Source organism: Arenibacterium sp. CAU 1754 (assembly GCF_054482635.1).
On the sequence record NZ_JBTLRG010000002.1, the window covers coordinates 77,324 to 103,348 of the forward strand.

A 26,025-nucleotide genomic window follows, 5' to 3' on the forward strand; every position below is an offset into this window, starting at 1 on the left:
CGTTATGGGAGATCGGTATGGCGGGCCAAAGCTCGGCAGCGATAGCGCATGTCGGAAATAACCCCTTTTTGCGCGCGGTGGCCGCGATTTCCACGATTGCGGGATGGGTCTCGGCCGCCATGATCGTGGCGGCGGTTGCGATCACCTGCCAGATGATTTTCATCCGGTTTGTTCTGAACGGGTCCACCGTTTGGCAGACCGAGGCGGTGATCTACCTGGTCGTCGCCGCAACCCTGATCGGGTTGCCCTATGTCCAGCGTCTGCGCGGGCATGTGAACGTCGATCTGATCCCGATTTCCCTACCGGTTCGGGCGCGGTTCTGGATGGCCATCCTGACCCTGACCATGTCGATTGCCATTATCGCGGTCATGCTGTGGTACGGCTATGACTACTGGCACTTTGCTTATGCGCGCGGCTGGAAATCCGACACTGTCTGGGGCGTGCGCCTGTGGATTCCCTACCTGTCCATTCCCATCGGGTTCGGCCTGTTGTTGTTGCAACTGACCGCCGATCTGGTTGCCGTCGTTCTTGGCATTGATAAACCTTTCGGACTGGAGGACCACTGATGGATCCGCTGTTGTTGGGCGCACTGGTCGCGATTGCCACCATTCTGGTTCTGTTTTCCGGGGTTTCTGTTGCCATCGGTCTTTTGATCGTGTCGGCGGGGTTCCTGATGGCGTTCGATGGCATGCGCTCGCTTGAATTGATGCCGGAAATCCTGTTCGGGAAACTGGACAACTTTGCGCTGCTTTCGATCCCGATGTTCATCATCATGGGGTCGTCCATCGCCTCGACCCGGGCGGGGGCCGACCTTTATGAGGCATTGGAGCGTTGGCTGACACGCGTGCCGGGCGGATTGGTCATTTCCAACCTTGGGGCCTGTGCCCTGTTCGCGGCGATGTCCGGATCGTCGCCGGCCACCTGCGCCGCGATTGGCAAGATGGGCATCCCGGAAATGCGCAAACGGGGATATCCCGACGGGGTGGCCGCCGGGTCGATTGCCGCGGGTGGAACGCTGGGTATTCTGATCCCGCCCTCCGTCACGATGATCGTCTATGGCATCGCCACCGAAACCTCGATCGGGCGGCTGTTTCTGGCGGGCGTCATTCCGGGCCTGCTGCTGGTTGGGTTGTTCATGGCCTGGTCGCTCTATTCCACGTGGAAGTCGGGCAATGCCGCCACGCTTGGCCGAGGCAGCTATAGCTGGAAGGAGCGGTTCGAGATCCTGCCGCGGGTCCTGCCATTTCTGGCGATCATTCTGGGTGTTCTCTATGCGATGTATGGCGGCATCGCGACGCCCTCGGAAACGGCCGCCGTGGGTGCGTTGTTGTGCCTGTTGATCGCGGTGATCATCTATAAACTATGGAACCCGCGCGATTTGTGGGTGGTGCTGCGTGACAGCACCAAGGAATCCGTGATGATCCTGTTCATCATCGCGGCGGCGGGTGTGTTTTCCTACATGCTGTCATCGCTGTTCATCACCCAGTCGATTGCCGAATGGATCGGAACGCTGGATGTCAGCCGCTGGGTTCTAATGGGCGCGATCAACGTCTTTTTGCTGATTGCGGGGTTCTTCCTGCCGCCGGTGGCGGTGATCCTGATGGCTGCGCCGATCCTGTTGCCAATCATCACCACCGCCGGGTTCGACCCGATCTGGTTTGCGGTCGTTCTGACCATCAACATGGAGATCGGCCTGATTTCGCCGCCTGTGGGTCTGAACCTTTATGTCATCAACGGCATCGCGCCGGATATTTCGCTGAAAACCATTCTGACAGGGTCACTGCCGTTTGTGGCCTGCATGATCCTGGCGATTATCCTGTTGTGCGTGTTTCCAGGTCTGGCAACATGGTTGCCGAACTATGTGATGGGGGCCGGGCTGTGACTTTGCTTGCCGATCTTCTGTCCACGGTTTTCGAGCGGCGCTATCGCGCCACGCTGGCGACGAACTGGGACAATCGCCCGCTGGAAGAACTGGCCACGGCGCTGGTCAGTTCGACGGGGGAAACATCCGGGCTGGCCCTTGCCGGGCAGTTCCTTGCGCGGTTTGAAACGCTTGAGGACGCGGCCAAGCTGACCGTGTTCCGCCACCTGGCCAGCGCCATGAACATTGACCCGCAAGCGGTGCGCACAACGCTGGATGCGTATGAGGCCGAACCGTCAAAGGACACCTACCGAGCCTATATGACGGCCGCGGAACCGCCGCGGCAGGAATTGATCCGCCGACTGAACCAGGTGCCCGGCGCCACCGGGCAGTTGGTGCGTATGCGGGCCGACCTGCTGCGCCTGGGCGGGGACGAACCCGAATTGCAGGCGCTGGATCAGGATTTCCGCCATCTCTTTGCATCCTGGTTCAACCGGGGTTTTCTGGTGTTGCGCCCGATCAGCTGGGCCAGTCCGGCGCATATCCTCGAAAAGATAATCGCCTATGAGGCCGTGCACGCCATCGACAGCTGGGACGACCTGCGCCGCCGTCTGGAACCGGCGGACCGGCGGTGTTTTGCGTTCTTCCACCCCTCGATGCCGGATGAGCCGTTGATATTTGTCGAGGTGGCCCTGACCAAGGGTGTTCCCGGCTCCATTCAGGAATTGCTGGCCGATGATCGTGTCAGCATGTCGCCGGATCAGGCCGATACGGCGGTGTTCTATTCCATCTCGAACTGTCAGGTCGGGCTGGCCAGCATTTCGTTTGGCAATTCGCTGATCAAACAGGTGGCGGCGGATCTGTCGGTGGATCAGCGGGGGTTAAAAACCTTTGTTACCCTGTCGCCCATTCCCGGATTCATGCGCTGGGTCGAACGCGAAAACATTGCCCTGGACGCGGACACCCCCGAGACGGTGCGCGCGCTGGCGGCGCATTACCTGCTGACGGCCAAAGGGCGCGGTAATGCCCCGCTGGACCCGGTCGCGCGGTTCCATCTGGGCAACGGCGCGATTGTGCATGCGGTTCACGGGAACGCCGATATTTCAGACAAGGGGCGCGCGCAATCGGCGGGTGCGATGGTGAACTATCTTTACGATCTGAAAAAAGTGGCCCAGAACCACGAAAAATTCGCCGCGACACAAGAGGTCACCGCCTCGGGCGAGGTCAAAACGCTGAGCAATGCCGCAGCGAAATTGTTGGCACAAGGATAAGACGAGATGGCAAACCCCCTATATGATCGACTGTTCGGAGCGCATGCGACCAAGGACACGCCATTCCTGATCCTGCCGGATGGCAGCGAAATCACCCATCGCGCGTTTGTCGCGCTGGTCGCGCAAATCGCCCATGCGCTAACCGAGGCCGGGTTGAAACCGGGTGATCGCGTTGCCGCGCAGATCGAAAAATCGCCCCAGGCGCTGGCGCTTTACGGGGCCTGCGTTCAGGCGGGGCTGATCTTTTTGCCGCTGAACACGGCCTATACCGTGGATGAGCTGACCTATTTCATCGAAAACAGCGGCGCCGCGCTGGTTGTGTGTGATGGCTCCGCGCGCGAGGGGCTGACCCCGGTGGCGGCCGGTCTGGGCGCGCAGATCGAAACGCTGAACGCGGACGGATCAGGGTCGCTGACCACGCGAGCGCAGTCCATGCCCGAGCATTTTGAGACCGTGGCGCGCGATGCCGATGATCTGGCCGCGTTCCTTTACACCTCGGGCACCACGGGGCGGTCCAAGGGGGCGATGCTGACACAGGCGAACCTGCTGTCCAACTCCGAAACGCTGGCGGACCTGTGGCGGTTCACGGAAACGGATGTCCTGTTGCATGCCTTGCCGATCTTTCACACGCATGGCCTGTTCGTGGCGACGAACATCACGCTTATCGCGGGGGGCAGCATGATCTTCCTGCCCAAGTTCGATCAGGACGCCATTATCCGGCTTTTGCCCAGGGCAACAACGATGATGGGCGTGCCGACCTTCTACACCCGGCTTCTGGATGATGAGCGGTTCACCAGGGACCTGAGCGCGCATATGCGCCTGTTCATTTCGGGCAGTGCGCCGTTGTTGGCTGAAACCCATGTCCGGTTCGAGGAGCGCACAGGCCACCGAATCCTGGAACGCTATGGGATGACGGAAACCAACATGAACACCTCGAACCCCTATGACGGGGACCGGCGCGCCGGCACGGTTGGCTTTCCCTTGCCGGGGGTCGAGCTCAAGATCACGGATCCGGCCACGGGCGACACGCTGCCCACCGGCGAAGTCGGCCAGATCGAGGTGCGCGGCCAGAACGTGTTCAAGGGATATTGGCAGATGCCCGAGAAAACGGCGGCCGAGTTGCGCGCCGACGGGTTCTTTATCACCGGCGATCTGGGTACGGTCGATGCCGATGGCTACATCCATATCGTGGGGCGCAACAAGGACCTGATCATTTCCGGCGGCTACAATATCTATCCCAAAGAAATCGAACTGGTGCTGGACGAACAGCCCGGCGTTCTGGAAAGCGCCGTGATCGGCGTGCCGCATCCCGATTTCGGGGAAACGGTCGTGGGCGTGATCGTGCCCGAACCGGGCCAGACCCCAGACGAAGTTCAGATCATGGAGACGGTGAAACAGTCGCTGGCGCGGTTCAAACATCCCCGCAAACTCATCCTGTTGGACGCGCTGCCGCGCAACACGATGGGCAAGGTGCAAAAGAACATCTTGCGCGAAGAATACGCAGGACTGTTCCAACCCACCCAGGGTTGACCCCGCCGGAGTCAGACCATCTGTATAACGTCTTTTTCGATGGCGAGCATATAGCCACGCCGCGCGATATTCTTGACCAGCAATTCGCTAACCATCTGGTTGCCCAGCGTATCGCGCAGGCGTTTGATGCGGGTTGCACCTGCGGCCTCGTCACAATCGGCGGCATCCCGGCCTGACACCATCGCCTCGATCTCGGCGCCGGACAGAACGTCATCATCCATCCGCGCCTCGGCCAGAACCGACAGGGTTTCCATTGCCGCCGCAGTCAGCTTGAAGTCGAGGTTATTGAGATAGACGGTGTTTTCCTCGCGGCTGATCAGCAGGGAATTGACCTGGATGCCGTTTCTTTCGATCTGGGCCATGCGCCGGTTCAGCGTGACCAGCATCACCAGAAACACCAATGCCGCGATCATCATCGCGGTGGCAAAGATCAGCAGGATGAAAATGACCATGCGGTAGCTGGTCAAGGTGTCGGAAAAGGCAGTGCCGGACTGGGCCAGAATTTCCAGCAGCTTGATTTCGGCCTGCGTGGTCAGGTTGTCGTTTTCCACGAACAACCGTTCGACCCGCGCATTAAAGGCATTCGCGTCCGGAAGGGTGAAAAACAGGACCGCCCCCGCCGTGGCGAGAATGGCAACGATGGCCGCGATCCCCAGGCTGACGATCCGGTTGCCGGACCGGCGGGCCTCAGAAGCGGAGATAGTAGCCTCCTGCATTGGCCCTCCTTTCCTCAAGGCCCTCGGGGCCGAATACGGACAGAATATTCAACAGGGTCCAGCCCTGATCGGCCAGACGGGCCGACACCTCGGCCCGGGCCGCGCCGCGTTTGCAGGCCCCCTGCAATTGCACGACGCCGTAATGCAGGCGCAGCGGATTGTCCTGCTTGGCCTTGTAATCGGCGTAACACTCGGCCGCATAGGCGGGGTGCGCCGCAGCCAGACCCAGTGTCAGGGCAAGAATTGAGAATGCGTGTTTCATGCGTGCACACTGCGCGCGCCCGCGCCGATATTCAATAACCATGGGGGTTTGCGGCGCTGATATTGGATAACACCGGGGCGATATTGCCTGACTTTCGACGGTTGGCCGAGGGTGATCCCATCGCCCGGTCATCGTGATCGGATTGCCCGAGACACCAACAGAAGGATCAATATCATGCACCGCAAATTCATCACCCTTATCGTGGCGTCCGCCGTGGCCGTTGTCGGCCTGACCGCCCCGGCGCGGGCCGGGTCGGATGACCTCGCGAAATTCCTGGCCGGGTTTACCGCATTGGTCATCATCGGTTCCGCGATCGAAGATGCCCGCAAGCGCGATGACGTCAACGTCACGCGCAACCCGTACCCGCACAATACCTATGGCAATACGTACGGGAATACCCGGGGCAACACCTATGGCCACACCCGCCATCAGCCGGTCCACCCCAAGCCGCTGCCGCCGCGCGTCGCGCGATTTGATCTGCCCGGAGAATGCATGCGCACCTACAAGATCAACCGCAAGAACGTGAACCTTCTGGGGCGGGGCTGTCTGAAAGAGCGGTATCGCCACACCCAGTCGCTGCCTTATGCCTGCCAGTTCCAGTTCCGCACCCGCGAAGGCACCCGCACCGGGTATGAGCCCGTATGCCTGCGCGAACGCGGTTACCGTATCTCCCGCCGCTAAGCGCGGGAAACCCGGCGCAACGTCCCGCGCCGAACCTGGGGGGAGGTGTGCCCGATCTTCCCCCCTTTTTTCGTGCACACCAATTGGTAACGCTTTGCCTCTATCCCTGTGCAGGCCATTTAAAGGAGCGTGCGATGCCCACAATTGCCCCACCTTCGGTTACACAAATCCCTTCGCCCCCCGTCGCGGTGCGCCCCGGGAAAAGCGCGCAGTCGATCGGGCATCAGGCTAAACAGGCCGTTGCCGCCGCGCGTGAGGCAGGGGTTGAAGCGCCCAGAAACGCTCAGGGCGCTGCCGCATCGCAGATTGCGCAAGGGGCCGATCCGGCCAGTGTCTTTGCCGCGCGCATTGCCGAATTGCCGCCTGCACCAACGGATGCGATGCCGTCCGGGTCGGATGCGCCCAGCGATCTGACCGCAGGGTATCAATTCAATGCACCGGCGATCACGACATCGGTTCTGGAGCCGGCCAGTGCGGGACATGAGACCCTGACCGGGCAATAACACCGGTTTTGACTTGCAGTTGGCAAGGCCCTGCGCCAGCAAGGGGGTATGGCCGAACCGAATACATCATTGGAACAAGAGGCGCGGGCGCAAGGCTATCTGCGCATCGCCGGTGTTGACGAGGTTGGGCGCGGCCCGCTGGCCGGGCCGGTGACGGCGGCCGCGGTGGTTCTGGACCTGTCTTCTTTCCCCGAAGGGCTGAACGATTCCAAGAAACTGACCGCCAAGGCGCGCGAGGCCCTGACGAAGGCAATCCATGAACAGGCCGAAGTATCCATCGCCCACGCCAGCGTCGAAGAGATCGACGAGATCAACATCCTGCGCGCCAGCCATCTGGCGATGGAACGGGCGGTTGCAGGGCTGAACCCGCCGCCGGACTTTCTGCTGATCGACGGAAATCTGATCCCCCGGGGGCTGACCATTTCGGCACGGGCCGTGGTCAAGGGCGATGCGCGTTCAGTGTCGATTTCCGCGGCGTCGATTGTCGCCAAAACCTGCCGGGATCTGATCATGGTGGATTTGGCGCAACAGCATCCCGGCTATGGCTGGGAGACGAACGCCGGGTATCCATCAAAAAGTCACAGGTTGGCGCTTCAAAATCTTGGTGTAACCCCACATCATAGACGTTCGTTTAAACCGGTCCACAATATCTTGTATCAAGAAGAAAACTTAAGTGATTGATTCAAAAAAGAATTTGACGGCGAATCGCCTTTGAATCATCCTGACCTCAACCACGAGAGCGTAAAAAGCGCCCGGGACAGAGGCAGACAATGACAAAGACAAAGACCAAAACACAGGGCGCAACTGCGCTCCCGCTGAACACGATTCTGGATGGCGACTGCATCGAAATGATGAACAGTTTACCCGCTGAATCCATCGATCTGATCTTTGCTGATCCTCCCTATAACCTGCAGCTCAAGGGCGATCTGCATCGCCCGGATAATTCGCAGGTGGACGCGGTCGACGACCACTGGGATCAGTTTTCCTCATTCGCCGTGTATGACAAGTTTACCCAAGACTGGTTGAAAGCGGCGCGCCGGTTGCTCAAACCCAACGGGGCGATTTGGGTGATCGGTTCCTATCACAACATCTTCCGGGTCGGCGCTGTGTTGCAGAACGAAGGCTTCTGGATCCTGAACGATGTCGTCTGGCGCAAATCCAACCCGATGCCGAATTTCCGTGGCAAACGGTTCACCAATGCGCATGAAACGATGATCTGGGCCAGCAAGGAAGAGGGTGGAAAATACACCTTCAACTATGAGGCGCTGAAGGCGCTGAACGAAGGCATCCAGATGCGCAGCGATTGGGTTCTGCCCATCTGCACCGGGCATGAACGCCTGAAGGATGAAAACGGCGACAAGGCCCATCCGACACAAAAACCCGAAAGCCTGCTGCACCGCGTTCTGGTCGGCAGCACGAACCCCGGCGACGTCATTCTGGACCCGTTCTTTGGCACCGGCACGACCGGCGCCGTGGCCAAGATGCTGGGCCGTGATTTCATCGGGATCGAGCGTGAGGCCGCTTATCGCAAAGTGGCCGAGGCGCGCATCGCCAAGGTGCGCAAATTCGACCGCGAGGCATTGCAGGTCAGCGCCTCGAAACGGGCCGAACCGCGTGTTCCCTTTGGCCAGCTGGTCGAACGCGGAATGCTGCGTCCGGGCGAACAACTGGTTTCGATGAACAACCGCCACAAGGCCAAGGTGCGTGCCGATGGCACCCTGATCGGGGATGACATCAAGGGGTCGATCCATCAGGTCGGCGCCCATCTGGAAGGCGCGCCCAGCTGCAATGGCTGGACCTACTGGTGTTTCAAGCGCGATGGCAAAACCGTGCCCATCGACGTGCTGCGCCAGCAGATCCGTTCAGAAATGCAGAACTGAGTTCTCTCTCTATCTCTCAAGTTTGTTACGTTTACCGCCGGTGCCTGTGGCCTGTCACATGGCACTCAACTTGCCCCGCCAGATTTGGCGGGGCTTTTTCTTGTTCGCAATGACCCGCTATGCTGTGCAAGGTCACTCAGGCGAAAGGCCGGATCATGTCGCAAGCCACAACAAACCTGCCCAAATTCACGCAGGCGGACCTGCCGGACCGGGTAACACACTCGGATATCGAAGCGAACCGTCACACCGAGGCGGCGCTGGAACGTCACAAACGGGAAGGTCTGGACCTTGCGGTCCGGGCGCGTTGGGTGGCCCTGGCCGTGATCGCCGTCATGTTACCGTTTCTGAACCGGCACTGGGATGTGATCTATTACGAGGTGTTGTTGCTGGGGCTGGCCCTGGTGGGATGGGCGCAACAACGTCACGGGCGGGTGGGGCGATCAGATATTGAGCTGTTTTTGCTGTTCATCGATCTTGCACTCACTTCTTTCATCCTTTTGTTTCCAAATCCTTTTTCTGCTGCCGGCTGGCCGACGGCCATGGTGTTCCGCTATGAAAACTTCATCTATTTCTTCGTGTTGCTGGCCGCAGGAACACTGTCTTATTCGTGGCGTACGATCATCGCGATGGGCAACTGGACCGGCGTTTTGTGGATCATTGGAACGGCCGCGATCTGGTGGTTCGGCCGGACCGATCCTGACCTGACCGCTGCCACCGATGCGGCATTCGGGCAATACCCGGAAATGGCGCGCGTGCTGGATCCCAATGCGCTGAACCTGGAACGGCGGGCGCAAGAGATCGTGGTCTTTCTGATCGTGGCGGCAACGCTGGCGCTGACGGTGCGGCGGTTCAATCGGTTGCTTCTGGGCAACGCGGAACTGGAGCGGGAGCGTGAAAACCTGTCGCGCTATTTCTCTCCCAACGTGGTCGAGGAGCTGTCGCATAACGACGAGCCGTTGAAACAGACCCGCACCCATGATGTGGCGGTGATGTTCGTGGATCTCGTGGGGTTTACCGAATTCGCCTCAAAACGCCCGCCCGAGCAGGTGATCGAAACGTTGCGCGGGTTTCATGCGCTGATGGAAACCGAGGTGTTTCGCCATGGCGGCACGCTCGACAAATATTTGGGCGACGGGCTGATGGCGACCTTCGGCACACCCCTGCCCAGCGAGCGCGATGCGATCAATGCGCTGCGCTGTACACGGGCGATGATGGCGGAACTGGACGCATGGAACGCGGCGCGGGATGCGGCCGGCGAGCCGCGCATTCTCGGCAGTTTCGGGTTGCATTACGGACCCGTCGTTCTGGGCGACATTGGCGCCAACCGGCTTGAGTTCGCGGTGCTGGGCAACACGGTCAACGTCTCGAGCCGTCTCGAGGCGATGTCCCGCGGTCTGAAGGCAAAGGTGGTGATCAGCGATCAGATGCGTGATCGCGCCATTGCGCAGGGTGGGGCCGAAAACCCGGCATTGGCCGGGTTGGACCGTCAGAACCCGCAGGACATCCGGGGCCTTGATCAGCCGATGGCGGTCTGGACTCTGGCATGACGCTTAGCGCGGGAGCGGGTTGGCCGCCTTGTTATACGGCCTCCAATCGGTGATTTCGGGGTAATACATGCCGCGCCAGCGCCGCACGGCGGGGTTCATGATGCGCCGCCATAGCGGCGGGAACATCGCCGCCGTCGTCATCACCGGATATCCATAGGGCAACTGCGGTGCATCGGTCCGGGTATAGTTCTGCAGCAGCGGAAACCGGCGGTCGGGTTTGTAATGGTGGTCCGAATGGCGCTGCAGGTTGATCAGCAACCAGTTGGATGCCTTTTGCGCCGCATTCCAGGAATGCTGGGGCAGGACGTGTTCGTATTTGCCGTCGCCCAGATGTTTGCGGGTCAGGCCGTAGTGTTCGACATAGTTGACCAGTTCCAGTTGCCAGATTGCGGTGCCTGCCTGGATCAGGAACAGGCCCAACCCCAACCACCCGCCCAGAAGAAAGGCGAGGATCAGCATGGCGCCTTCAAGGGCCCAATAGCAGAAAAACGGATTGCTGGGGTCGCTCCACGGCAGGTCCTTGCGCGCAAGCATTGCCTGTTCGGCGCGGAAAGACGACACTAGGCTTTGCCACAGAACGCGGGGATAAAAGTGGTAGAAGCTTTCGTTATATCGGGCGGTTACCGGATCTTTGGGGGTGCCGACATAGCGGTGATGCACCAACAGGTGCTCAGAGCGGAAATGCGAATAGAGCACCATACCCAGCAGGATTTCCGACAGGGCGCGTTCAAACCGGGGCTTCTGGTGCATCAGCTCGTGACTGTAGTTGATGCCGATGGTTCCCGTGATCACCCCGACGCCAAAAAACAGGCCGATCAGTTCGATCCCGGAAAGATGGTCGGCGCGCGTGGCGTACCAGATCAGGGCAAAAACCGTGATGAATTGCATCGGGACCCAGACCCAAGTGAGCAATTTGTATAATTTCAGGTCGTCGTCCGGTGTTTCGGGGTCGGCGTTTTCAAGGTTCAGCCCGACAAACCCGTCCAGCGCGGAAAACAGGTACCACGTCGCCACCGGCGCCAGCAGGACGGCCCAGCCGCCGTGCAAGGCGCTGTACCAGATCAGCGGGACCAGCAGGAATGACACCGCGAAGGGTGCAGCACTTTGCCAGCGGGAAATCTGTTCGGGCGAGGTCATGTGAGTCTCCGCATGAAAACCGGGGCCTGATGAAATTCTATCAACCTTGCAGGGGATGCCCAAGGCCCCGCGTTCAAAGGCCGCGCCACAGATCGAACGCCTTGCGCATCACGGTCGGCAGATCGCTGGGGCGAAAGTCGTGTTTGCCGATGAACTGACCACTGTCCGGGGTGTGATCCTGGGGCAGGTCGGCGTGCTTTACGGTCAGGATCAGGTGGAAATGGGAGAACGTGTGGCGCACCTCGCCCGGAAGGGTGGACCAATCCACGGGCGCTGGCGGGCTGTCGGGCGGGGCCGTTTCAACCCAATCCGTGCCAGGCCAGCCGAGCATGCCACCCAAAAGCCCGCTGTCGGGGCGACGCTCTAACAGCCAAGCGCCATCTACGCGCCGGCCCAGATAGATCGTACCAAGGCGCGTTGGTTTGGGTTTCTTCGGGGTCTTTTTGGGCAGGTCCGGCGCCGTGCCCGCAATGCGGGCCATGCAGGGCGTGCGCACCGGGCAAATGCCGCAGGCTGGTGATTTCGGGGTGCAGAGGGTTGCGCCCAGATCCATCACCGCCTGGGCATAATCGCCGGGCCTTTCAGCCGGTGTCTGGGCTGTCGCAAGGGCGGTCAGTTCAAGCTTGGCGGCGGGCAGGGGGGTGTGGATGTCATGAAGGCGCGCGATCACCCGTTCGACGTTGCCATCGACCACGGTTTCGGGCCGGTCAAAGGCAATCGCGGAAATGGCGGCGGCAGTGTAAGGGCCGATTCCCGGCAGGCGCAGCAATTCGGCATGGGTGTCCGGGAAAACGCCATCGTATTCACCAGCAACAACCCGTGCGCATTTCAACAGATTTCGCGCCCGGGCGTAGTACCCCAATCCGGCCCATTCGCCCATCACGTCACCATCCTCGGCGGCGGCAAGGTCGCCCACGTTGGGCCAGCGGGCGGTGAAGCGGTGAAAATAGTCGGTGACGGCGGCCACGGTTGTTTGTTGCAGCATCACCTCGGACAGCCAGACGCGGTAGGGGTCGGGGCGCGCGCCTGCCGCCCGGTCAGCCGGGGTCACACGCCAGGGCATAATGCGCGCGTGGACATCGTACCACTCCAGAAGCGCGGGCGCGATTGGCGCAAGGTCCGTGTTCGTGTCACGCAATATTTATACCCCTTTTGTTGCGGTTTTGCTGGCGCCTGCCCACATGCCCCTTACAATAGGTGGAAACGCCACGGAAACCACTGATGACGCCAAGGCAAACATCGACACGCGGGTTCAAACGCACCGCCAACGTCCTGAACGACCAGATCAGGCGCGTCGGCGAAAGCCGTGGCTTTGCCGTGTCGCGTGTTTTGACCCACTGGGCCGAGATCGCCGGGACCGATATTGCCGCCATCGCCCGGCCCGTGAACATCAGCTATGGGCGCGGCGGGTTTGGCGCAACGCTGACCGTTCTGACGACGGGCGCGCAGGCGCCGATGCTTGAGATGCAGAAGGAAAAGCTGCGGGAACGGGTGAATTCGGCCTATGGGTATAACGCGATTTCCCGCATTCGCATCACCCAGACCGCCCCGACCGGATTTGCCGAAGGGCAGGCGCAATTCGCCCCGTCCCCGAAAAAGGCCATGGCCGAGCCGCCCGCCAAGGTGGTCGAGGAGGTCAAGCAGACGGTGACACAAGTCGAAAACGATGAATTGCGTGCGGCACTTGAACGTTTGGGGCGCAACGTATTATCCAATTCCAAATCCTGAGAAAGAGGTAGGTATGAAACGTGTAATTGCACTGATCGGTGCGGTGGCTGTTCTGGCGGTCGGCGGGTTCCTGATGATGGACCGCGCACAACCGGGCGCCACGGCCGTGGACGCGCTGGTTTCGTCGGCCAATGCGCAGGAAACCGACGCCGCCGAAGTCGATACCTCTTCGATTGTCGACATGGCGATCGGGGATGAAAACGCGCCGGTGACGATCATCGAATATGCGTCCTATACCTGTCCGCATTGCGCCACCTTTCACCAGGGTCCGTTCAAGAAGCTGAAGGCTGATTACATCGATACCGGCAAGGTGCGCTTCATCTATCGCGAGGTGTATTTCGACCGGTATGGCCTGTGGGCGTCGATGATCGCCCGTTGTGGGGGCCCGGAAAAGTTCTTTGGCATCACCGATCTGATTTTTGCCGGTCAGTCCACATGGGCCCGCGCCGGTGGCGCCCCCGAGATCGTGGGTGAATTGCGCAAGATCGGGCGTTTGGCCGGAATCGAAAAAGACGCGCTTGAGGCCTGCTTGCAGGACAGCGAAAATGCCCAGACTCTGGTGGCCTGGTATCAGGCCAATGCCGAGGCGGATGGTGTCACGGCAACACCCAGTTTCGTGATGAACGGGCGCAAGGTCGAAAACCAGAACTACGAAGACTTTGCCAAGCTGATCGAAGAAGAGCTGGGTAACTGATGTCGGCACCCCTTGCCGGATTGAAAGTGGTCGAAATGGCCCGGATTCTGGCTGGCCCCTGGGCTGGCCAGACCCTTTCGGATCTGGGCGCCGAGGTGACCAAGATCGAAGCGCCCAGTGGCGACGACACGCGCGCGTGGGGGCCGCCCTTTGTGACGCGGGACGATGATGTCTCGGCGGCCTATTTCCATTCGACCAATCGCGGCAAGGCCTCGGTGATTGTTGATTTCGCCACACCCGAGGGGCAGGCGCAGGTCCGCGAAATGGTCGCGGATGCGGATATCTTCATTGAAAATTTCAAGGTGGGTGGTCTTGCCAAATACGGGCTGGATTATGACAGCCTGTCCAAGGTGAACCCGCGGCTGATTTACTGTTCGATCACCGGGTTCGGGCAAACCGGCCCCTATGCGCATCGGGCAGGGTATGATTTCATCATCCAGGGCATGTCCGGGTTGATGTCGATCACTGGCGCGAAAGAGGGCCAGCCGCAGAAATCGGGCGTGGCGATCACGGATATATTCACCGGGGTCTATTCGGTGTCGGCCATTCTGGCGGCGCTGCACCAGCGGCAGAGCACGGGCCGGGGGCAGCATATCGACATGGCGCTGTTGGATGTGGCCGTCGCTGTCACTGCCAATCAGGCGCTGAACTATCTGACGACCGGCGTGGCACCGGGGCGGATGGGCAATGCCCATATGAACCTGACCCCGTATGAGGTGTTTGATTGCTCGGACGGGTTCATCATCATCGCCACGGGCAATGATGGGCAATATCAGCGGCTGTGCCGACTGCTGGGGCTGGACGATATGGCCGAGGCGCCCGAGTTCCTGCACAACAAGGACCGGATCGCCAACCGCCGGGTCATGATCGCGCGGCTGAACGGCGCGACTGTCGGGTGGAGCAAGGACGATCTGCTGGCTGCCTGCGAGGCGCAGGGCGTTCCCGCCGGTCCGATCAATTCTCTGGACGAGGTGATGGTCGATCCGCAGGTGGTGGCGCGGGGCATGCAGATTGAACTGGATGGTGTGCCGGGCGTTCGTGCGCCGTTCCGGTTTTCCGATGCCGAACTGGCCTTGCACCGACCGGCGCCGAAACTAGGCGAAGACACGCCCGACTAGGGCGGCGGCGGGGCCACCCGGCGCAGCGTTTCGATCAACTGATCGGACTGAGCGATGGTCAGCCGGACAGGCAGGGTGATGACCTTGCTGCGGAACGCCGCAGGCAGGCGCACGGCATCTTTCTCCGTTGTTACCATCTGGGCATCCAGCAGCTTGGCCTCGGTTTCCAGCCGCCCCATCAGAGCAGGGGTCAGGGGCTGGTGATCGTCCAGCGCCTCGGCCCTCAGCAGGGTCGCGCCCAGGCTGTGCAGCGTGTCAAAGAATTTCCGGGGCCGCCCAATGCCGGCAAAGGCGAGAACGCGGGCGGATGCCCAATCCATTCCGGTCTGCAACGGGGCCAGAACGCCGGTGTAGTGCGGAATGTCGATGACCTTGCCCCACCGTTCGCCAAATTCCTTTTGGGCAGCGTCCTCGCCGAGGGACAGGACCAGATCGGCCCGCGCAAGGCCCACGTCGACAGTTTCGCGCAGCGGCCCGGCGGGCAGGCAGCGGCCATTGCCGAACCCGGTCGCCGCATCCACCACGACGATGGACAGGTCCTTTTTGACCGACGGGTTTTGAAACCCGTCGTCCAGAATGATCACGGTTGCCCCGGCCTTGGCGGCGGCCTGCGCCCCTGCGGCGCGGTCGCGCGATACCCAAACCTCGCCGAAGGCGGCCAGAAGCAGGGGTTCATCGCCCGTCTGTGCCGCCTTGTGGATTGCCGGGTTCACCTGCACCGGGCCGGACAGCGATCCGCCATACCCACGTGTGACAACATGCGGCTCGTGACCCATGTTGCGCAGGGCCTCCAGCAGCCAGATGGCGGTGGGGGTCTTGCCCGTACCCCCTGCGTTCAGATTTCCGACACAGATCACCGGCACACCCGTCACAACCCCGGGTCCGCCCTTGGCCAGCCGCCGCGCGGTGGCGCGGGCATAAAGCCGCCCCAGCGGCGCCAGCACCCGGGCGCGCCAATCCGGGCGATCCGGCGGCGTGTTCCAGAACTCAGGGGCGCGCATGGGCGGTCTCGCTTTGGTCCAGCATGTCCTGAATACGGTCGATCAGCTGATCAATCACTTCGGCGCCCTCGGTGGCGACTTCCCATCCGGCGAGGGCCATGGCGGCGGCGCGATCCGGCGCAACCAGCTGTACCAGTGCGGCGCTCAGGCTTTCTTCGTCGCTGACCGAGCGGGCCGCACCGGCGGCAGCCAGCCGCGAATAGGTGTCGATGTGGGTGCCGACATTGGGTCCGTAAAGGATTGCCGAACCAAGGGCCGCGGCGTCCAGCGGGCTGCATCCCGTGGCCTTGGGGCTGATCGAATTGGCCATCAGGGTCAGGGGCGCCACGCGGTACCACAGGCCCAGCTCATCGGGCGCACCCTCTGAAATCAGGACTTGCGTATTGTCCTCGATCGGGTCGCCGCTGTTCCAGTCGGCAAAGCGCAACCGGGCCGCGGTCAATTGGTGTTTCAGGTCTTCGCAACTGTCTGGATCAGCGAGGGACAGGATCAGCAACAGCCTGTGCGACAGGCGCAAGGCCGAGCGATGGGCGGACAGGATCGCGGCAAATTCGTCCGCCCGTGCCTGCGCCGCCAGCCAGACGGGCCGTCCGGCCAGAACATTCAGAACCGCTCCCAGTTCCTCGTCCGAGCAGGCTGGCGGCATCGCGCCGCCGCGCAAGCGAGGGGTGACCAGTATCTTGGTCCGCGAAATGCCAAGACGTCGGATGGTGCGCGCGGCAGCATCGCTGTTGGTCATGATGACATGAAAGAAATCCAGGCTGGTGCGGGTCAGATCGGGAAACCATTTGTGCCGCCTGCTGGTGAAATCGACGTTTCCAACATCGGCGAGAATCATGGGCCTACCCGATTCAGCGGCAGCGCTGGCCAGATTGACCATCAGCTTTCCGCCCGTCCACAAACAGATGTCCGGCGTCCAGTGGTTCAGAAAATCACGCGCCGCCGAGGGGTGGTCCGAGGTCAGCGCAACCACGGGGCCGGTGTCTTCGCCGTCGTCCTGAAACCCGTCGGGAAATGCCTCGGCTTCATAGGTGATCAGCACATTGGTGCCCGGCCGCACGGCCCTGAGACGGCTGGCCAGATCCCGAATGGCGGTAAAGCGCATCTGGCTGGACACATGCGCCCACAGCAATTCCCCATCGGGACGCGTGATTTGGGTCTGTTCGGGCCCGGGCGCGTTGGACTTGCGCCGCGACAGGGCGCGATAAGCCGCAAGGCTGAGCGAGCGGCCCATGTGTGTCAGCCCAGTTCTTCGGTCGAGGACGCTTCGGTTTCCTCGTCGCGCAGTCGGTGCAGATGGGCAATGAAATACCGCATATGCGCGTTGTCCACAGTGCGCTGCGCTTCGTTTTTCCAGGCGTCATAGGCGCTTTGGTAATCGGGGTACATGCCGACAATATGGATGTCGTTCACATCCTTGAACGCGGTCTTGGACGGATCGATCAATTCGCCCCCGAACACAAGGTGAAGTCGTTGAACCATGTCGGCATCCTTTGCATAGGGTTGTTGCTCACAACCGGACCCTACTACGCGTCTGGTATCCTGCGTCAAGGCAGGGTCAGGCGGCACGCAGGGATGTTCTGATCCGGTCATGCATGGCCACGCCGCCGGCGATGACACCGTTCAGTTGCGGGTGCGGGTTGTTGAATTTCAGGGCATGGCCCGATTTGTCGGTGCACATCGCCCCCGCCTCGCGCAGGATCAGGTCCCCGGCGGCGATGTCCCATTCCCAGCAGGCGCGCAGGGTCAGCATGGCGTCAAACCGCCCCTGCGCCACCAGCGCCATGCGATAGGCCAGCGATGGGCGGTGAGACCGGTGAAAGCCGGGCACATGCCCGCCGCGCCAGTTTTTCGGGTCCATGTTGGGACGGGTGGCCAGAACCTGAGCGGCGTCCAGATCGCTGCTGTCTGACGGGGTGATCGGCGTGTCGTTCAGAAACGCGCCCTGGCCCCGTGCGGCGCTGTACATCAGCCCGCGTTTGGGCAGATAGACGACACCGGCGGTTACGATGCCCTTTTCCACCACGGCCAGCGCATGGGCCCAGGTGTCAGACCCTTCCGAAAAGCTGCGGGTGCCGTCGATGGGATCGACGATAAAGACCCGGTCGCGCGACAGGCGGTCTGGGTTGTCCTCGGACTCCTCGGACAACCAACCATAGTCCGGGCGGGCGGATTGCAGCTTTTGTTCCAGCAGGTCGTTGACGGCCATGTCCGCCTCGGTCACGGGACCGGCGTTTTCGGGCTTGTACCACAGCTTGGCCTCTTTGCCGCTATAGCTGGTGGCAATCTCTCCGGCGGCTTGCGCCGCCTCGATCAGAAGGGTCAGATCAGTTGCCGGCAAGGGCCATTCCTTCGATCAGAAGCGAGGGCACAACGCGCGACAGGTAGGTGCGCGCGTCATTGGCGGGGATGATCCGGGCCAGCATGTCACGCAGGTTTCCGGCGATGGTGCATTCATTCACCGGATAGGCGATTTCGCCGTTTTCCACCCAGAACCCCGCCGCGCCGCGGGAATAATCGCCGGTGTTGGGGTTGATCGTGCTGCCGATCATCGAGGTGACCAGAAAACCGGTCCCCATGTCGCGGATCAGGTCGTCGCGCGACTGGTCGCCCTGGGTCAGCGCGATGTTCCAATTTGTGGGCGACGGCGGGGCCGAGGCGCTGCGCGCCGCGTTACCGGTCGACTCCATGCCCAGTTTGCGCGCACTGGCCAGATCAAGGGTCCAGCCGGTGAGAACCCCGTTTTCCACGATGGCGCGGCGGTGCGTTGGCAGGCCTTCACCGTCAAACGGGCGCGATCCAAAGGCACGCGGGCGATGCGGATCCTCGATGACCGACAGATGCACGGGCAGAACGGTTTCCCCGATCGCGTCCTTGAGCCACGAGGACCCCCGCGCGACCGTGGCGCCATTGACGGCGCCCAGAAGGTGCCCGATCAGCGAGGCCGAGATACGTTCGTCAAACAGGACCGGATAGGTTCCGGTGGCCGGTTTGCGCGCACCGTGGCGTTCGACGGCACGCTGTCCGGCCTTTGTGCCGATCTCCTCGGGGCTGCGCAGATCGGACTGAAAGGTGCGGGAATCCCCGTCATAGTCGCGTTCCATCCCGTTCCCGGTTCCGGCGATGGCCACACAGGATGTGGACCGCGTGGTGCGCCGGTAGCCGCCGGAAAACCCGTTGGTGGCCGCCATGTGGACCTGTTGCGCGCCATAGGCGGCGCCGGTCGATTGCACCTGCGTGACGCCCTTTATCGCCTGTGCGGCGGCTTCGGCTGCGCGGGTATCCTGTTCCAGCGCGGCAGGGTCCGGTTCGGGGGACGGGTCGGCCAGTTCAAGGGCCTCGACGTTCCAGTCGGTGGCCAGTTGATCCGGGCGGGCCAGACCGGCAAACGGGTCTTCCGGGGCCTCGCGCGCCATGGCGACGGCGCGCTGGGCCATTTCAATCATGGTGTTGGCACTGGTGTCCGAGGACGACACGACGGCCTGTTGTTGGCCCAGGAACACGCGCAGCCCGATATCGACGCCCTCGGCGCGTTCCGCATGTTCAAGCGTTCCGTCGCGCACGTCGATGGACACGGACGTGCCGCGGACGGCCACGACGTCAGCGGCCTCGGCCCCGGCGGTCCGGGCGGCCGAAAGCAACGCCTGGCTGATGTCTTCTAGTGTCTGGGTCATGCCTGTTCCGTCTTTTTCCCTGACCAATCAGGTAATCCCCACACGGCGGGGCCGCAAGGGCTGCAAAAAGCGGGGGCCGCGGTCAGCGCCCCCCTTGGTCCTATTCAGATCACGTCGTTTCACGTCACTGGATGCGCTGACCATTGGCCAGAACGTGGCCCTGTTCGTTGATTTCCAGCTTTGAGTTCAGCGTATCGGGTTCCGAACCGGGTACGCCGAACATGCCCATCATCATGCGCGCGCCCATTGCCTCCTGATCACCGACAATGCCCATGGCGATCAGCCTGTCGATCAGGCCGTTGGCACCAACCAGTTTCAGATCCATTGCGCCTGTGGGTTTTGGCATGCCGTCAAAGGTTTCGGTGTCGGAATTATCAAAGGTGAAGTCTCCGGTGCCCGACAGGCGCGCACCGACCAGAGACACAAGGAATCCGTGGATGGTCAGCGCGTTCAATTCCCCCGGCATCACATCGGACATCGCAACGATGTCAGCGTCTTTGGGGTCAAACAGGCTGGCCTTCATCCTGGCCTTGCCGGTCAGGTCCAATTGAACGGTGGCCGGGTCGCGGGGCAGTTGGCCGGTCGGGTCGAACATGCCCCAGATCATGTCTGACATGGTGAATTCGCCCAGCGTCAGACCAAAGGCGAAATCCTGCGGGTCGTCGGATTTCATGGTTGGCACTGCAACTTTCAAGGCAGATCTGGCCATGTTCAATGAAACCGGAAAAGGCAGGGCTTCGGTGGTCAGCGTGATCGAAGTGTCACGCCCGCTCAGATCATAACCGCCTTCTGTTTTGTCCATGGCAAAACTGAACTCACCACCCTGAGAGGATGAGGTCATGGAAAAGGCCTGGCCATCGCCGGTGCCTTCAATGGTGCCGTTGCCCGCAGTATAGGTGAGCGTGCCTTTCGCGGTCAGGCCGTTTTCAAGCGACGCGCTCAGGTCATTGGGGTCCATCTGGAGCGGTATCATGCTCATGCCACGCATCTTGATGCCCTGCAGCGCACCCTTGAACGTGCCCTGATCATCCGTCGCCGGATCGTTGTATGCGATGTCATAGGTCAGGGAGCCGGCGGTCATGTCCTGATCAATGGCGCGCAGGTCCCCCCGTTTCATGACAGTGGATCCTGCAACATCGGTCATGGAAACATTCATGTCGAAGTCTTCGGGAGAAACCGGCTGTCCATCCCGGGTAAGTGCACCGACAGTGGCGCTCATCCGGTCGGCCGTTTGAGTATAGATCATGTTGGTGGGATCGCCGGTCACCCGCAGTGCCAGGTTTTCATGAGACAGCAGGATCTCGGCGGAATTGATCGACTCCTGGACAGTCGCAAAGGCAAGCTGCATCGGGATCCGGTTTGGAAATACGACATCGACACTGCCATCGTCGTTCTGAACCAGCGAGAATGTCGGTATGTCGATCGACAGGCCGCCGTTTTCGTCGGCAAGGATCATTTCCATGACCATGTCATTGATCGTCAGCGTATCGCCCGACATCTGTTCATTGGCCGAAACGTCATAGCCGGACGCGCCAAGATACGCCTTCCAGTCGGCCCAGACATCGCGGGCCGACAGGTCGGCAAGCGCGGTTTGGGCGGAGAAAACACACAAAAGCGCGGCAGCACCGGTGCGCGCAAGACGGAAAGCCATTGGAAATTCCTTGTCACGTTTGATCGACGCGCATCGTCGGCCCTCCGGGCTGGGGCGTCAAGGGTTGCAGGAGGAGGATGACGGCACAGTGATTGAAACATGCCGCGCCACGGTGGAGGCCGCTTGCGGGGCTGGACCCGCAGGAATGGGCGCAGTACCACAGGGACGACAGATCAGGGGGGATCGAACATGAACATGGCCGGAAAAACCGTTGTCATCACTGGGGCAAGCCGCGGAATCGGGGCTGAGGCGGCTCGGATTTTTGCTGATGCAGGGGCCAACGTGGTGCTGCTGGCGCGCAGTCAGGACGCGGTGACGGAATTGGCCGGGGAAATCGGCGACACAGCTATGGCACTGGCGTGTGATGTATCCAAACATGATCAGGTCAAGGCGGCGATTGCGTCGGCGTCGGACCGGTTTGGCGGGGTCGATATTTTGATCAACAACGCCGGTGTGATCGAACCGATTTCGCATCTGGCCAAGGCCGACCCCGAAGGGTGGGGGCAGGCCATCGATATCAACCTCAAGGGTGTGTTTTACGGCATGCACGCGGTGTTGCCAGTGATGCAAAAGGCCGGTGGCGGCACGATCCTGACCATCAGTTCCGGCGCGGCGCATCACCCGATCGAGGCCTGGAGCCATTATTGCAGTTCCAAGGCCGGGGCCGCGATGCTGACCGAATGCCTGGACAAGGAAGAGCGCGCCAACGGCATCCGCGCCATGGGCCTGTCGCCAGGAACCGTGGCGACCCAGATGCAGCGCGAGATCAAAGCCTCGGGCGTGAACCCGGTGAGCCAGTTGGACTGGTCGGATCACATCCCGCCCGATTGGCCCGCCAAGGCGTTGCTGTGGATGTGTTCGACGGATGCGGATGAATTTGTCGGCACCGAAATTTCTCTGCGCGATGAGGCCATCCGCAAACGGGTCGGCCTGATATGATCGACCTGAGCAAGGATGACGGGTTGTGGACAGTTACGCTGAACCGGCCGGAAAAGGCCAATTCGGTGACCGAGGCCATGTTGGCCGAGTTGGTCCAGATCATGCAGGACGCCCAGACCGCCAAGGCGGTGATCCTGACAGGCACGGGCAAGGTGTTCAGCGCCGGTGCCGATCTGGACGAGGTCAAGGCATCTGGTCTGGCCCTGTCCCCTCTGTGGGAGCAGCTTTCAGGCGCGATAGCCGCCTTGCCGTGCCTGACCATCGCCGCGTTGAACGGGACGCTGGCGGGGGGATCGATGGGGATGGTTCTGGCCAGTGATCTGCGGATTGCTGCTGAGGGGGCAAATTTCTTTTACCCGGTGATGAAGCGCGGGGTTCTGCCGCAACCGTCCGACCCGGTGCGCATGTCCGCACTGATCGGCCCTGCGCGGACCAAGCTGATCTTGATAGCCGGGCAAAAGGTGTCCGCCGACGAGGCATATCAATTTGGTCTGGTCGATCGGGTGGTTGGTAAAGACGACCTGATCGAGGTCGCGCAATCCCTTGCGGCAGATGCCCGGGCGGCGGATCCGGCCATTGCCGAGGGCATCGCCAATCTGTGCGCCGGGCTTTAGGGCGGGTGATATGGCGCTTGATCGTGAGCGGTTGCCCGGTCAAATGTGAAAGTCGCGAAACCTTTTCGTCATTCAGGTGTGTGAGTTATGGAATTTGATCTGAGCAGTCAGCCGGAAATCGTTCAGCAGGCGGCTGGCTATGTCCTTCAGGCGTGGGAGCTGGCCAAGGGCTGGCTGCTGAGCCCGGCGGCGTGGATGCAGTTTGGCCTGTTGATCCTTGCCTATATTCTGGCGGTGGTGGCGACGCGCAAACTTCGCCCGCTGATCGAACGGGTTTTGACGCCCGCCGAAGACAGCACAAACATCATCGCGACGTCGCGCAGGTTCGTGCTGCTGTTCACGCCGCTCATCTTGCCGCTTCTGGCCTATGCGTTCACGGCCGTCGGCGAAAGCGTCGTGCGTTCGATCTTTGACAGCGGCGCGGTGATCGCGTTCGGCAAACGCGTGTTCCTGTTCCTGGCGGCGCGCATCCTGGTGCGCGAGATCATCAGCGATCCTTTCCTGAAGATGCTGGGCAAATACATGCTGATCCCGATTGCCGCGCTTTATGCGCTGGGCATTCTGGATCTGGTCATCGAAAAGCTGAGCGCGATGACTGTGCAGATGGGCAACATCAGCTTTTCGCTGATGGCGCTGATTCGGGGTCTGATCGCAGGGAGCCTGTTGTTCTGGCTGGGTCGCTGGTCGAACGATCAATCGACCGCGCTGATTTCCAAGAATGAGGAAATGCGCCCGGCGACGCGCGAACTGGCGACCAAGGCGGTCGAAATCGTGATTTTCGGCACGGCGTTCCTGCTGCTGATGAACATCATGGGGATTTCACTGACCTCGCTGGCGGTTCTGGGCGGTGCGATCGGCGTGGGTCTGGGATTCGGTCTGCAAAAGATCGCGGCGAATTTCATCTCGGGCGTGATCCTGCTGCTGGAAGGGCAGGCAACGGTCGGTGATTTTGTCGAACTGGACGGGGGCGAGGCCGGTACCATCGTCAAGATGACCGCACGGGCCGCTATTCTGGAAACCTTCGACGGGCGCTGGATCGTCGTTCCGAACGAGGATTTCATCACCACGCGGGTGGTCAATTATTCCGACAGCGGATCGGCAAACCGGTACGAGGCGGATTTCTCGGTCAGCTATGACACCGATATCAACATCGTGCCCGACATCATCAACAAGGCTGTGGCCAAGCATCCCGAAGTGCTGGACAAGCCGTTTCCACCGGATTGCGAATTGAAAGGGTTCGGCGACAGCGGCATCGATTTTGTGGTCGAATTCTGGGTCAACGGGATCGATGACGGGAAAAACAAATACACCTCGGATGTTCTGTTCCTTGTCTGGAACGCGCTGAAGGATAACGGCATTCAAATCCCCTATCCGCATCGCGTGGTCGAATTCAAAAACGGCCTACCGCCGGGCACCACATGACAGGCGCAACGGCGCTTGTAATTGGTGGGGGGCCTGCCGGGCTCATGGCGGCCGAGCGGTTGGCGCAGGCCGGTGTTGCCGTCATGGTTATCGAGGCCAAACCATCGGTCGGGCGCAAGTTTCTGATGGCGGGGAAGTCGGGGCTCAACCTGACCAGGGACGAACCGCTGTCTGATTTCCAGGTCGCCTATGGCGAAGGCGGCGATTGGCTGCGCCCGATGATCGCTGCCTTTGGCCCGGCCCAGGTGATGGACTGGGCAAGTGGTCTGGGGCAGGCACTGTTTACCGGCACGACCCGGAGGGTATTTCCCAGCGCGATGAAAGCCTCGCCCCTGTTGCGGGCGTGGCTGGCGCGGCTCGAGGGGCTTGGGGTGCAGGTGCGGACGCGCTGGCGCTGGCAGGGCTGGGATGGCGATGCGCTGCGGTTTGAGACACCGGACGGTGTGCAGCGAATTCAGCCCGACGTGACCGTTCTGGCGCTGGGCGGGGCAAGCTGGCGCCGTCTGGGGTCGGATGGGGAATGGGCCGGCCTTCTGGCGGACAAGGGCGTTTCCCTGACCCCGTTCCAGCCATCAAACGCGGGACTGTGCGTGGCGTGGTCCGACCCTATGGCCCGCGTCTTGGGCCAGCCGCTGAAAGGCGTGGCCTTTCATGCCGGCGATCTGGTGTCGCGCGGCGAGGCCGTGATTTCGCACCGGGGGCTTGAAGGCGGGGGGATTTACACGCTCAGCCCGGCCTTGCGCGCGGGTGCGGCGCTCAGCATCGATCTGACGCCAGATGTTACACTGGACAAGGTGATTGCGCGCCTGTCGCGTCCGCGCGGCAAGGCCAGCCTGTCCAACCATCTGCGCAAGGCGCTGAACCTGTCGCCGGTGCAGATTGCGCTTTTGCGTGAATTTGCGATGCCGTTGCCACAGGAGCCGGCCACTCTGGGTGCTTTGATCAAAAGCCTGCCGGTGCGCCACGAGGGGCTGCGCCCGCTGGACGAGGCGATTTCGACCGTCGGCGGCATCAGCCGGGACGCTGTCGATGATAACCTGATGCTGCGCGTCCTTCCGGGCGTGTTCTGCGCGGGGGAAATGCTCGACTGGGACGCGCCCACGGGGGGGTATCTGCTGACCGCCTGTCTGGCGACGGGGCGCTGGGCCGGTCAGGCCGCCGCAAGCTTTGCCACGGCGGCTGCACCCGGTTCCTAGGAGCCGGCCTGTTGCGCCCGGCGATATGCCGCTCGGGCGCGCATGACCTTGCCGAAGGATTTCATTTTCTCGTTCTCCACCGGGAATTCCGCGGCAAAGGCCCAGTTCAGGCAGTGCACCAGAAGAATATCGGCAATCGTCATCTGTTCGCCTTGCAGGAACGGGCCGACAAACCGATCGGCCATCCGCTCGAGGTTGCGCGCGAATTCCCATTTCAGGCTCGGCGCGATTTCGGGCACGCGATGTTCTTCGGGAAGCAGGGCGCCATAGCGGGCCGCTGTCCACAACAGGGCATCGAATTCGTCCACGAGCGTGTGCAGCAGCGCATCCTGATGCGCACGCGCAATTGTGCCAGCGGGATAGGTGAACTTGCCGTGTTTGTCCGCCAGATAGGACATGATCGCGACCGAGTCGGTCAGGATTTCGCCGCCAACCTCAAGGGCGGGCACCTTTCCGGCGGGGTTCTTGGCCCGGATGACGTCGCTTTGCGGGCGCGCGATGATCAATTCATAAGGTTCGCCCAGCTCCTCAAGCAGCCATAGGACCCGAAACGCCCGTGTCGGTACCGCGCCATAAACCTTGTACATGATCCATTCCCTT

Annotated in this window: 27 protein-coding genes; 16 read left to right on the forward strand and 11 right to left on the reverse strand. The window is 61.5% G+C overall.

Features of this window, described 5'->3' with window-relative positions; all coding sequences use genetic code 11:
• Positions 1–17: 17 nt before the first annotated feature.
• From ACXYMO_RS07000 to ACXYMO_RS07015, 4 genes are read left to right on the forward strand one after another with little or no spacing between them, the layout of a single operon-like run.
• Positions 18–566, forward strand: a complete 549-nt coding sequence (locus ACXYMO_RS07000) for a TRAP transporter small permease (protein ID WP_458877975.1) — start codon at positions 18–20, stop codon at positions 564–566.
• Positions 566–1,882 carry a TRAP transporter large permease gene (locus tag ACXYMO_RS07005; RefSeq protein ID WP_458877976.1) on the forward strand — a complete coding sequence of 439 codons (1,317 nt, stop codon included), beginning with the start codon at positions 566–568 and terminating at the stop codon, positions 1,880–1,882. The genes ACXYMO_RS07000 and ACXYMO_RS07005 overlap by 1 nt, the downstream gene beginning before the upstream one ends.
• Positions 1,879–3,132 carry a malonyl-CoA decarboxylase gene (locus ACXYMO_RS07010; RefSeq protein WP_458877977.1) on the forward strand — a complete coding sequence of 418 codons (1,254 nt, stop codon included), beginning with the start codon at positions 1,879–1,881 and terminating at the stop codon, positions 3,130–3,132. Before ACXYMO_RS07005 ends, ACXYMO_RS07010 begins: the two co-directional genes overlap by 4 nt.
• A 6-nt stretch (positions 3,133–3,138) precedes the next feature.
• Positions 3,139–4,662 (forward strand): malonate--CoA ligase, encoded by a 1,524-nt coding sequence (locus ACXYMO_RS07015; RefSeq protein ID WP_458877978.1) that lies wholly within the window; start codon positions 3,139–3,141, stop codon positions 4,660–4,662.
• 11 nt (positions 4,663–4,673) lie between these two features.
• Here ACXYMO_RS07015 and ACXYMO_RS07020 read toward each other — a convergent pair whose 3' ends face one another.
• Positions 4,674–5,378 carry a winged helix-turn-helix domain-containing protein gene (locus ACXYMO_RS07020; protein WP_458877979.1) on the reverse strand — a complete coding sequence of 235 codons (705 nt, stop codon included), beginning with the start codon at positions 5,376–5,378 and terminating at the stop codon, positions 4,674–4,676.
• On the reverse strand, positions 5,350–5,640 hold the full coding sequence (locus tag ACXYMO_RS07025; protein ID WP_458877980.1) for a hypothetical protein: 291 nt from the start codon (positions 5,638–5,640) through the stop codon (positions 5,350–5,352). Before ACXYMO_RS07025 ends, ACXYMO_RS07020 begins: the two co-directional genes overlap by 29 nt.
• Positions 5,641–5,814: 174 nt before the next feature.
• Here ACXYMO_RS07025 and ACXYMO_RS07030 point away from each other — a divergent pair, with 174 nt between their 5' ends.
• The 5 genes from ACXYMO_RS07030 to ACXYMO_RS07050 all read left to right on the forward strand — a co-directional run bounded on the left by ACXYMO_RS07030 (position 5,815) and on the right by ACXYMO_RS07050 (position 10,251).
• A complete protein-coding gene (locus ACXYMO_RS07030; RefSeq protein ID WP_458877981.1) occupies positions 5,815–6,321 on the forward strand; it encodes a hypothetical protein in 507 nt (168 codons plus the stop codon).
• Positions 6,322–6,455: 134 nt separating this feature from the next.
• Positions 6,456–6,824, forward strand: coding sequence for a hypothetical protein (locus tag ACXYMO_RS07035; RefSeq protein WP_458877982.1), 369 nt, complete (start codon positions 6,456–6,458; stop codon positions 6,822–6,824).
• Positions 6,825–6,872: 48 nt separating this feature from the next.
• Entirely contained in the window at positions 6,873–7,505 is a 633-nt protein-coding gene (locus ACXYMO_RS07040; RefSeq protein ID WP_458877983.1) for a ribonuclease HII, read from the forward strand.
• Positions 7,506–7,594: 89 nt separating this feature from the next.
• Entirely contained in the window at positions 7,595–8,704 is a 1,110-nt protein-coding gene (locus ACXYMO_RS07045; protein WP_458877984.1) for a DNA methyltransferase, read from the forward strand.
• Positions 8,705–8,859: 155 nt separating this feature from the next.
• Positions 8,860–10,251 (forward strand): adenylate/guanylate cyclase domain-containing protein, encoded by a 1,392-nt coding sequence (locus ACXYMO_RS07050; RefSeq protein ID WP_458877985.1) that lies wholly within the window; start codon positions 8,860–8,862, stop codon positions 10,249–10,251.
• Between the two features lie 3 nt (positions 10,252–10,254).
• Here ACXYMO_RS07050 and ACXYMO_RS07055 read toward each other — a convergent pair whose 3' ends face one another.
• Both ACXYMO_RS07055 and ACXYMO_RS07060 read right to left on the reverse strand, forming a co-directional pair.
• Positions 10,255–11,388: an alkane 1-monooxygenase gene (locus ACXYMO_RS07055; RefSeq protein ID WP_458877986.1), complete on the reverse strand. Its 1,134-nt coding sequence runs from the start codon at positions 11,386–11,388 to the stop codon at positions 10,255–10,257.
• 73 nt (positions 11,389–11,461) lie between these two features.
• Positions 11,462–12,526 (reverse strand): A/G-specific adenine glycosylase, encoded by a 1,065-nt coding sequence (locus ACXYMO_RS07060; protein ID WP_458877987.1) that lies wholly within the window; start codon positions 12,524–12,526, stop codon positions 11,462–11,464.
• Between the two features lie 83 nt (positions 12,527–12,609).
• Between ACXYMO_RS07060 and ACXYMO_RS07065 the strand changes: the two genes are divergently transcribed.
• From ACXYMO_RS07065 to ACXYMO_RS07075, 3 genes are all read left to right on the forward strand, one after another.
• Complete coding sequence (locus tag ACXYMO_RS07065; protein WP_458877988.1) at positions 12,610–13,116, forward strand: DUF721 domain-containing protein; 507 nt, start codon at positions 12,610–12,612, stop codon at positions 13,114–13,116.
• Between the two features lie 73 nt (positions 13,117–13,189).
• On the forward strand, positions 13,190–13,810 hold the full coding sequence (locus ACXYMO_RS07070) for a DsbA family protein (protein WP_458879056.1): 621 nt from the start codon (positions 13,190–13,192) through the stop codon (positions 13,808–13,810).
• Positions 13,810–14,928 (forward strand): CaiB/BaiF CoA transferase family protein, encoded by a 1,119-nt coding sequence (locus tag ACXYMO_RS07075; RefSeq protein WP_458877989.1) that lies wholly within the window; start codon positions 13,810–13,812, stop codon positions 14,926–14,928. The genes ACXYMO_RS07070 and ACXYMO_RS07075 overlap by 1 nt, the downstream gene beginning before the upstream one ends.
• On the opposite strand, the gene lpxK is transcribed toward ACXYMO_RS07075, so the two are convergent.
• From lpxK to ACXYMO_RS07105, 6 genes are all read right to left on the reverse strand, one after another.
• The gene (gene lpxK, locus ACXYMO_RS07080; RefSeq protein WP_458877990.1) at positions 14,925–15,929 is read right to left on the reverse strand and encodes a tetraacyldisaccharide 4'-kinase; all 1,005 of its coding nucleotides are present in this window, start codon (positions 15,927–15,929) and stop codon (positions 14,925–14,927) included. The two genes, ACXYMO_RS07075 and lpxK, sit on opposite strands and share 4 nt — an antisense overlap.
• Positions 15,916–17,163: a 3-deoxy-D-manno-octulosonic acid transferase gene (locus ACXYMO_RS07085; protein ID WP_458877991.1), complete on the reverse strand. Its 1,248-nt coding sequence runs from the start codon at positions 17,161–17,163 to the stop codon at positions 15,916–15,918. Before ACXYMO_RS07085 ends, lpxK begins: the two co-directional genes overlap by 14 nt.
• 5 nt (positions 17,164–17,168) lie before the next feature.
• Positions 17,169–17,411 carry a DUF4170 domain-containing protein gene (locus ACXYMO_RS07090; RefSeq protein ID WP_458877992.1) on the reverse strand — a complete coding sequence of 81 codons (243 nt, stop codon included), beginning with the start codon at positions 17,409–17,411 and terminating at the stop codon, positions 17,169–17,171.
• 76 nt (positions 17,412–17,487) lie between these two features.
• Complete coding sequence (locus ACXYMO_RS07095) at positions 17,488–18,270, reverse strand: 3'(2'),5'-bisphosphate nucleotidase CysQ (RefSeq protein ID WP_458877993.1); 783 nt, start codon at positions 18,268–18,270, stop codon at positions 17,488–17,490.
• Positions 18,257–19,603 (reverse strand): TldD/PmbA family protein, encoded by a 1,347-nt coding sequence (locus ACXYMO_RS07100; protein WP_458877994.1) that lies wholly within the window; start codon positions 19,601–19,603, stop codon positions 18,257–18,259. Before ACXYMO_RS07100 ends, ACXYMO_RS07095 begins: the two co-directional genes overlap by 14 nt.
• Before the next feature lie 124 nt (positions 19,604–19,727).
• Positions 19,728–21,254 (reverse strand): DUF2125 domain-containing protein, encoded by a 1,527-nt coding sequence (locus ACXYMO_RS07105; RefSeq protein WP_458877995.1) that lies wholly within the window; start codon positions 21,252–21,254, stop codon positions 19,728–19,730.
• A 189-nt stretch (positions 21,255–21,443) separates the two neighbouring features.
• Here ACXYMO_RS07105 and ACXYMO_RS07110 point away from each other — a divergent pair, with 189 nt between their 5' ends.
• From ACXYMO_RS07110 to ACXYMO_RS07125, 4 genes are all read left to right on the forward strand, one after another.
• Positions 21,444–22,193 (forward strand): SDR family oxidoreductase, encoded by a 750-nt coding sequence (locus tag ACXYMO_RS07110; protein ID WP_458877996.1) that lies wholly within the window; start codon positions 21,444–21,446, stop codon positions 22,191–22,193.
• Complete coding sequence (locus ACXYMO_RS07115) at positions 22,190–22,807, forward strand: enoyl-CoA hydratase/isomerase family protein (RefSeq protein WP_458877997.1); 618 nt, start codon at positions 22,190–22,192, stop codon at positions 22,805–22,807. The genes ACXYMO_RS07110 and ACXYMO_RS07115 overlap by 4 nt, the downstream gene beginning before the upstream one ends.
• 87 nt (positions 22,808–22,894) lie before the next feature.
• Positions 22,895–24,229, forward strand: coding sequence for a mechanosensitive ion channel family protein (locus tag ACXYMO_RS07120; protein WP_458877998.1), 1,335 nt, complete (start codon positions 22,895–22,897; stop codon positions 24,227–24,229).
• On the forward strand, positions 24,226–25,425 hold the full coding sequence (locus ACXYMO_RS07125) for a TIGR03862 family flavoprotein (RefSeq protein ID WP_458877999.1): 1,200 nt from the start codon (positions 24,226–24,228) through the stop codon (positions 25,423–25,425). Before ACXYMO_RS07120 ends, ACXYMO_RS07125 begins: the two co-directional genes overlap by 4 nt.
• Here ACXYMO_RS07125 and ACXYMO_RS07130 read toward each other — a convergent pair.
• On the reverse strand, positions 25,422–26,012 hold the full coding sequence (locus ACXYMO_RS07130; RefSeq protein WP_458878000.1) for a glutathione S-transferase family protein: 591 nt from the start codon (positions 26,010–26,012) through the stop codon (positions 25,422–25,424). The genes ACXYMO_RS07125 and ACXYMO_RS07130 overlap by 4 nt on opposite strands.
• Between the last annotated feature and the right edge of the window lie 13 nt (positions 26,013–26,025).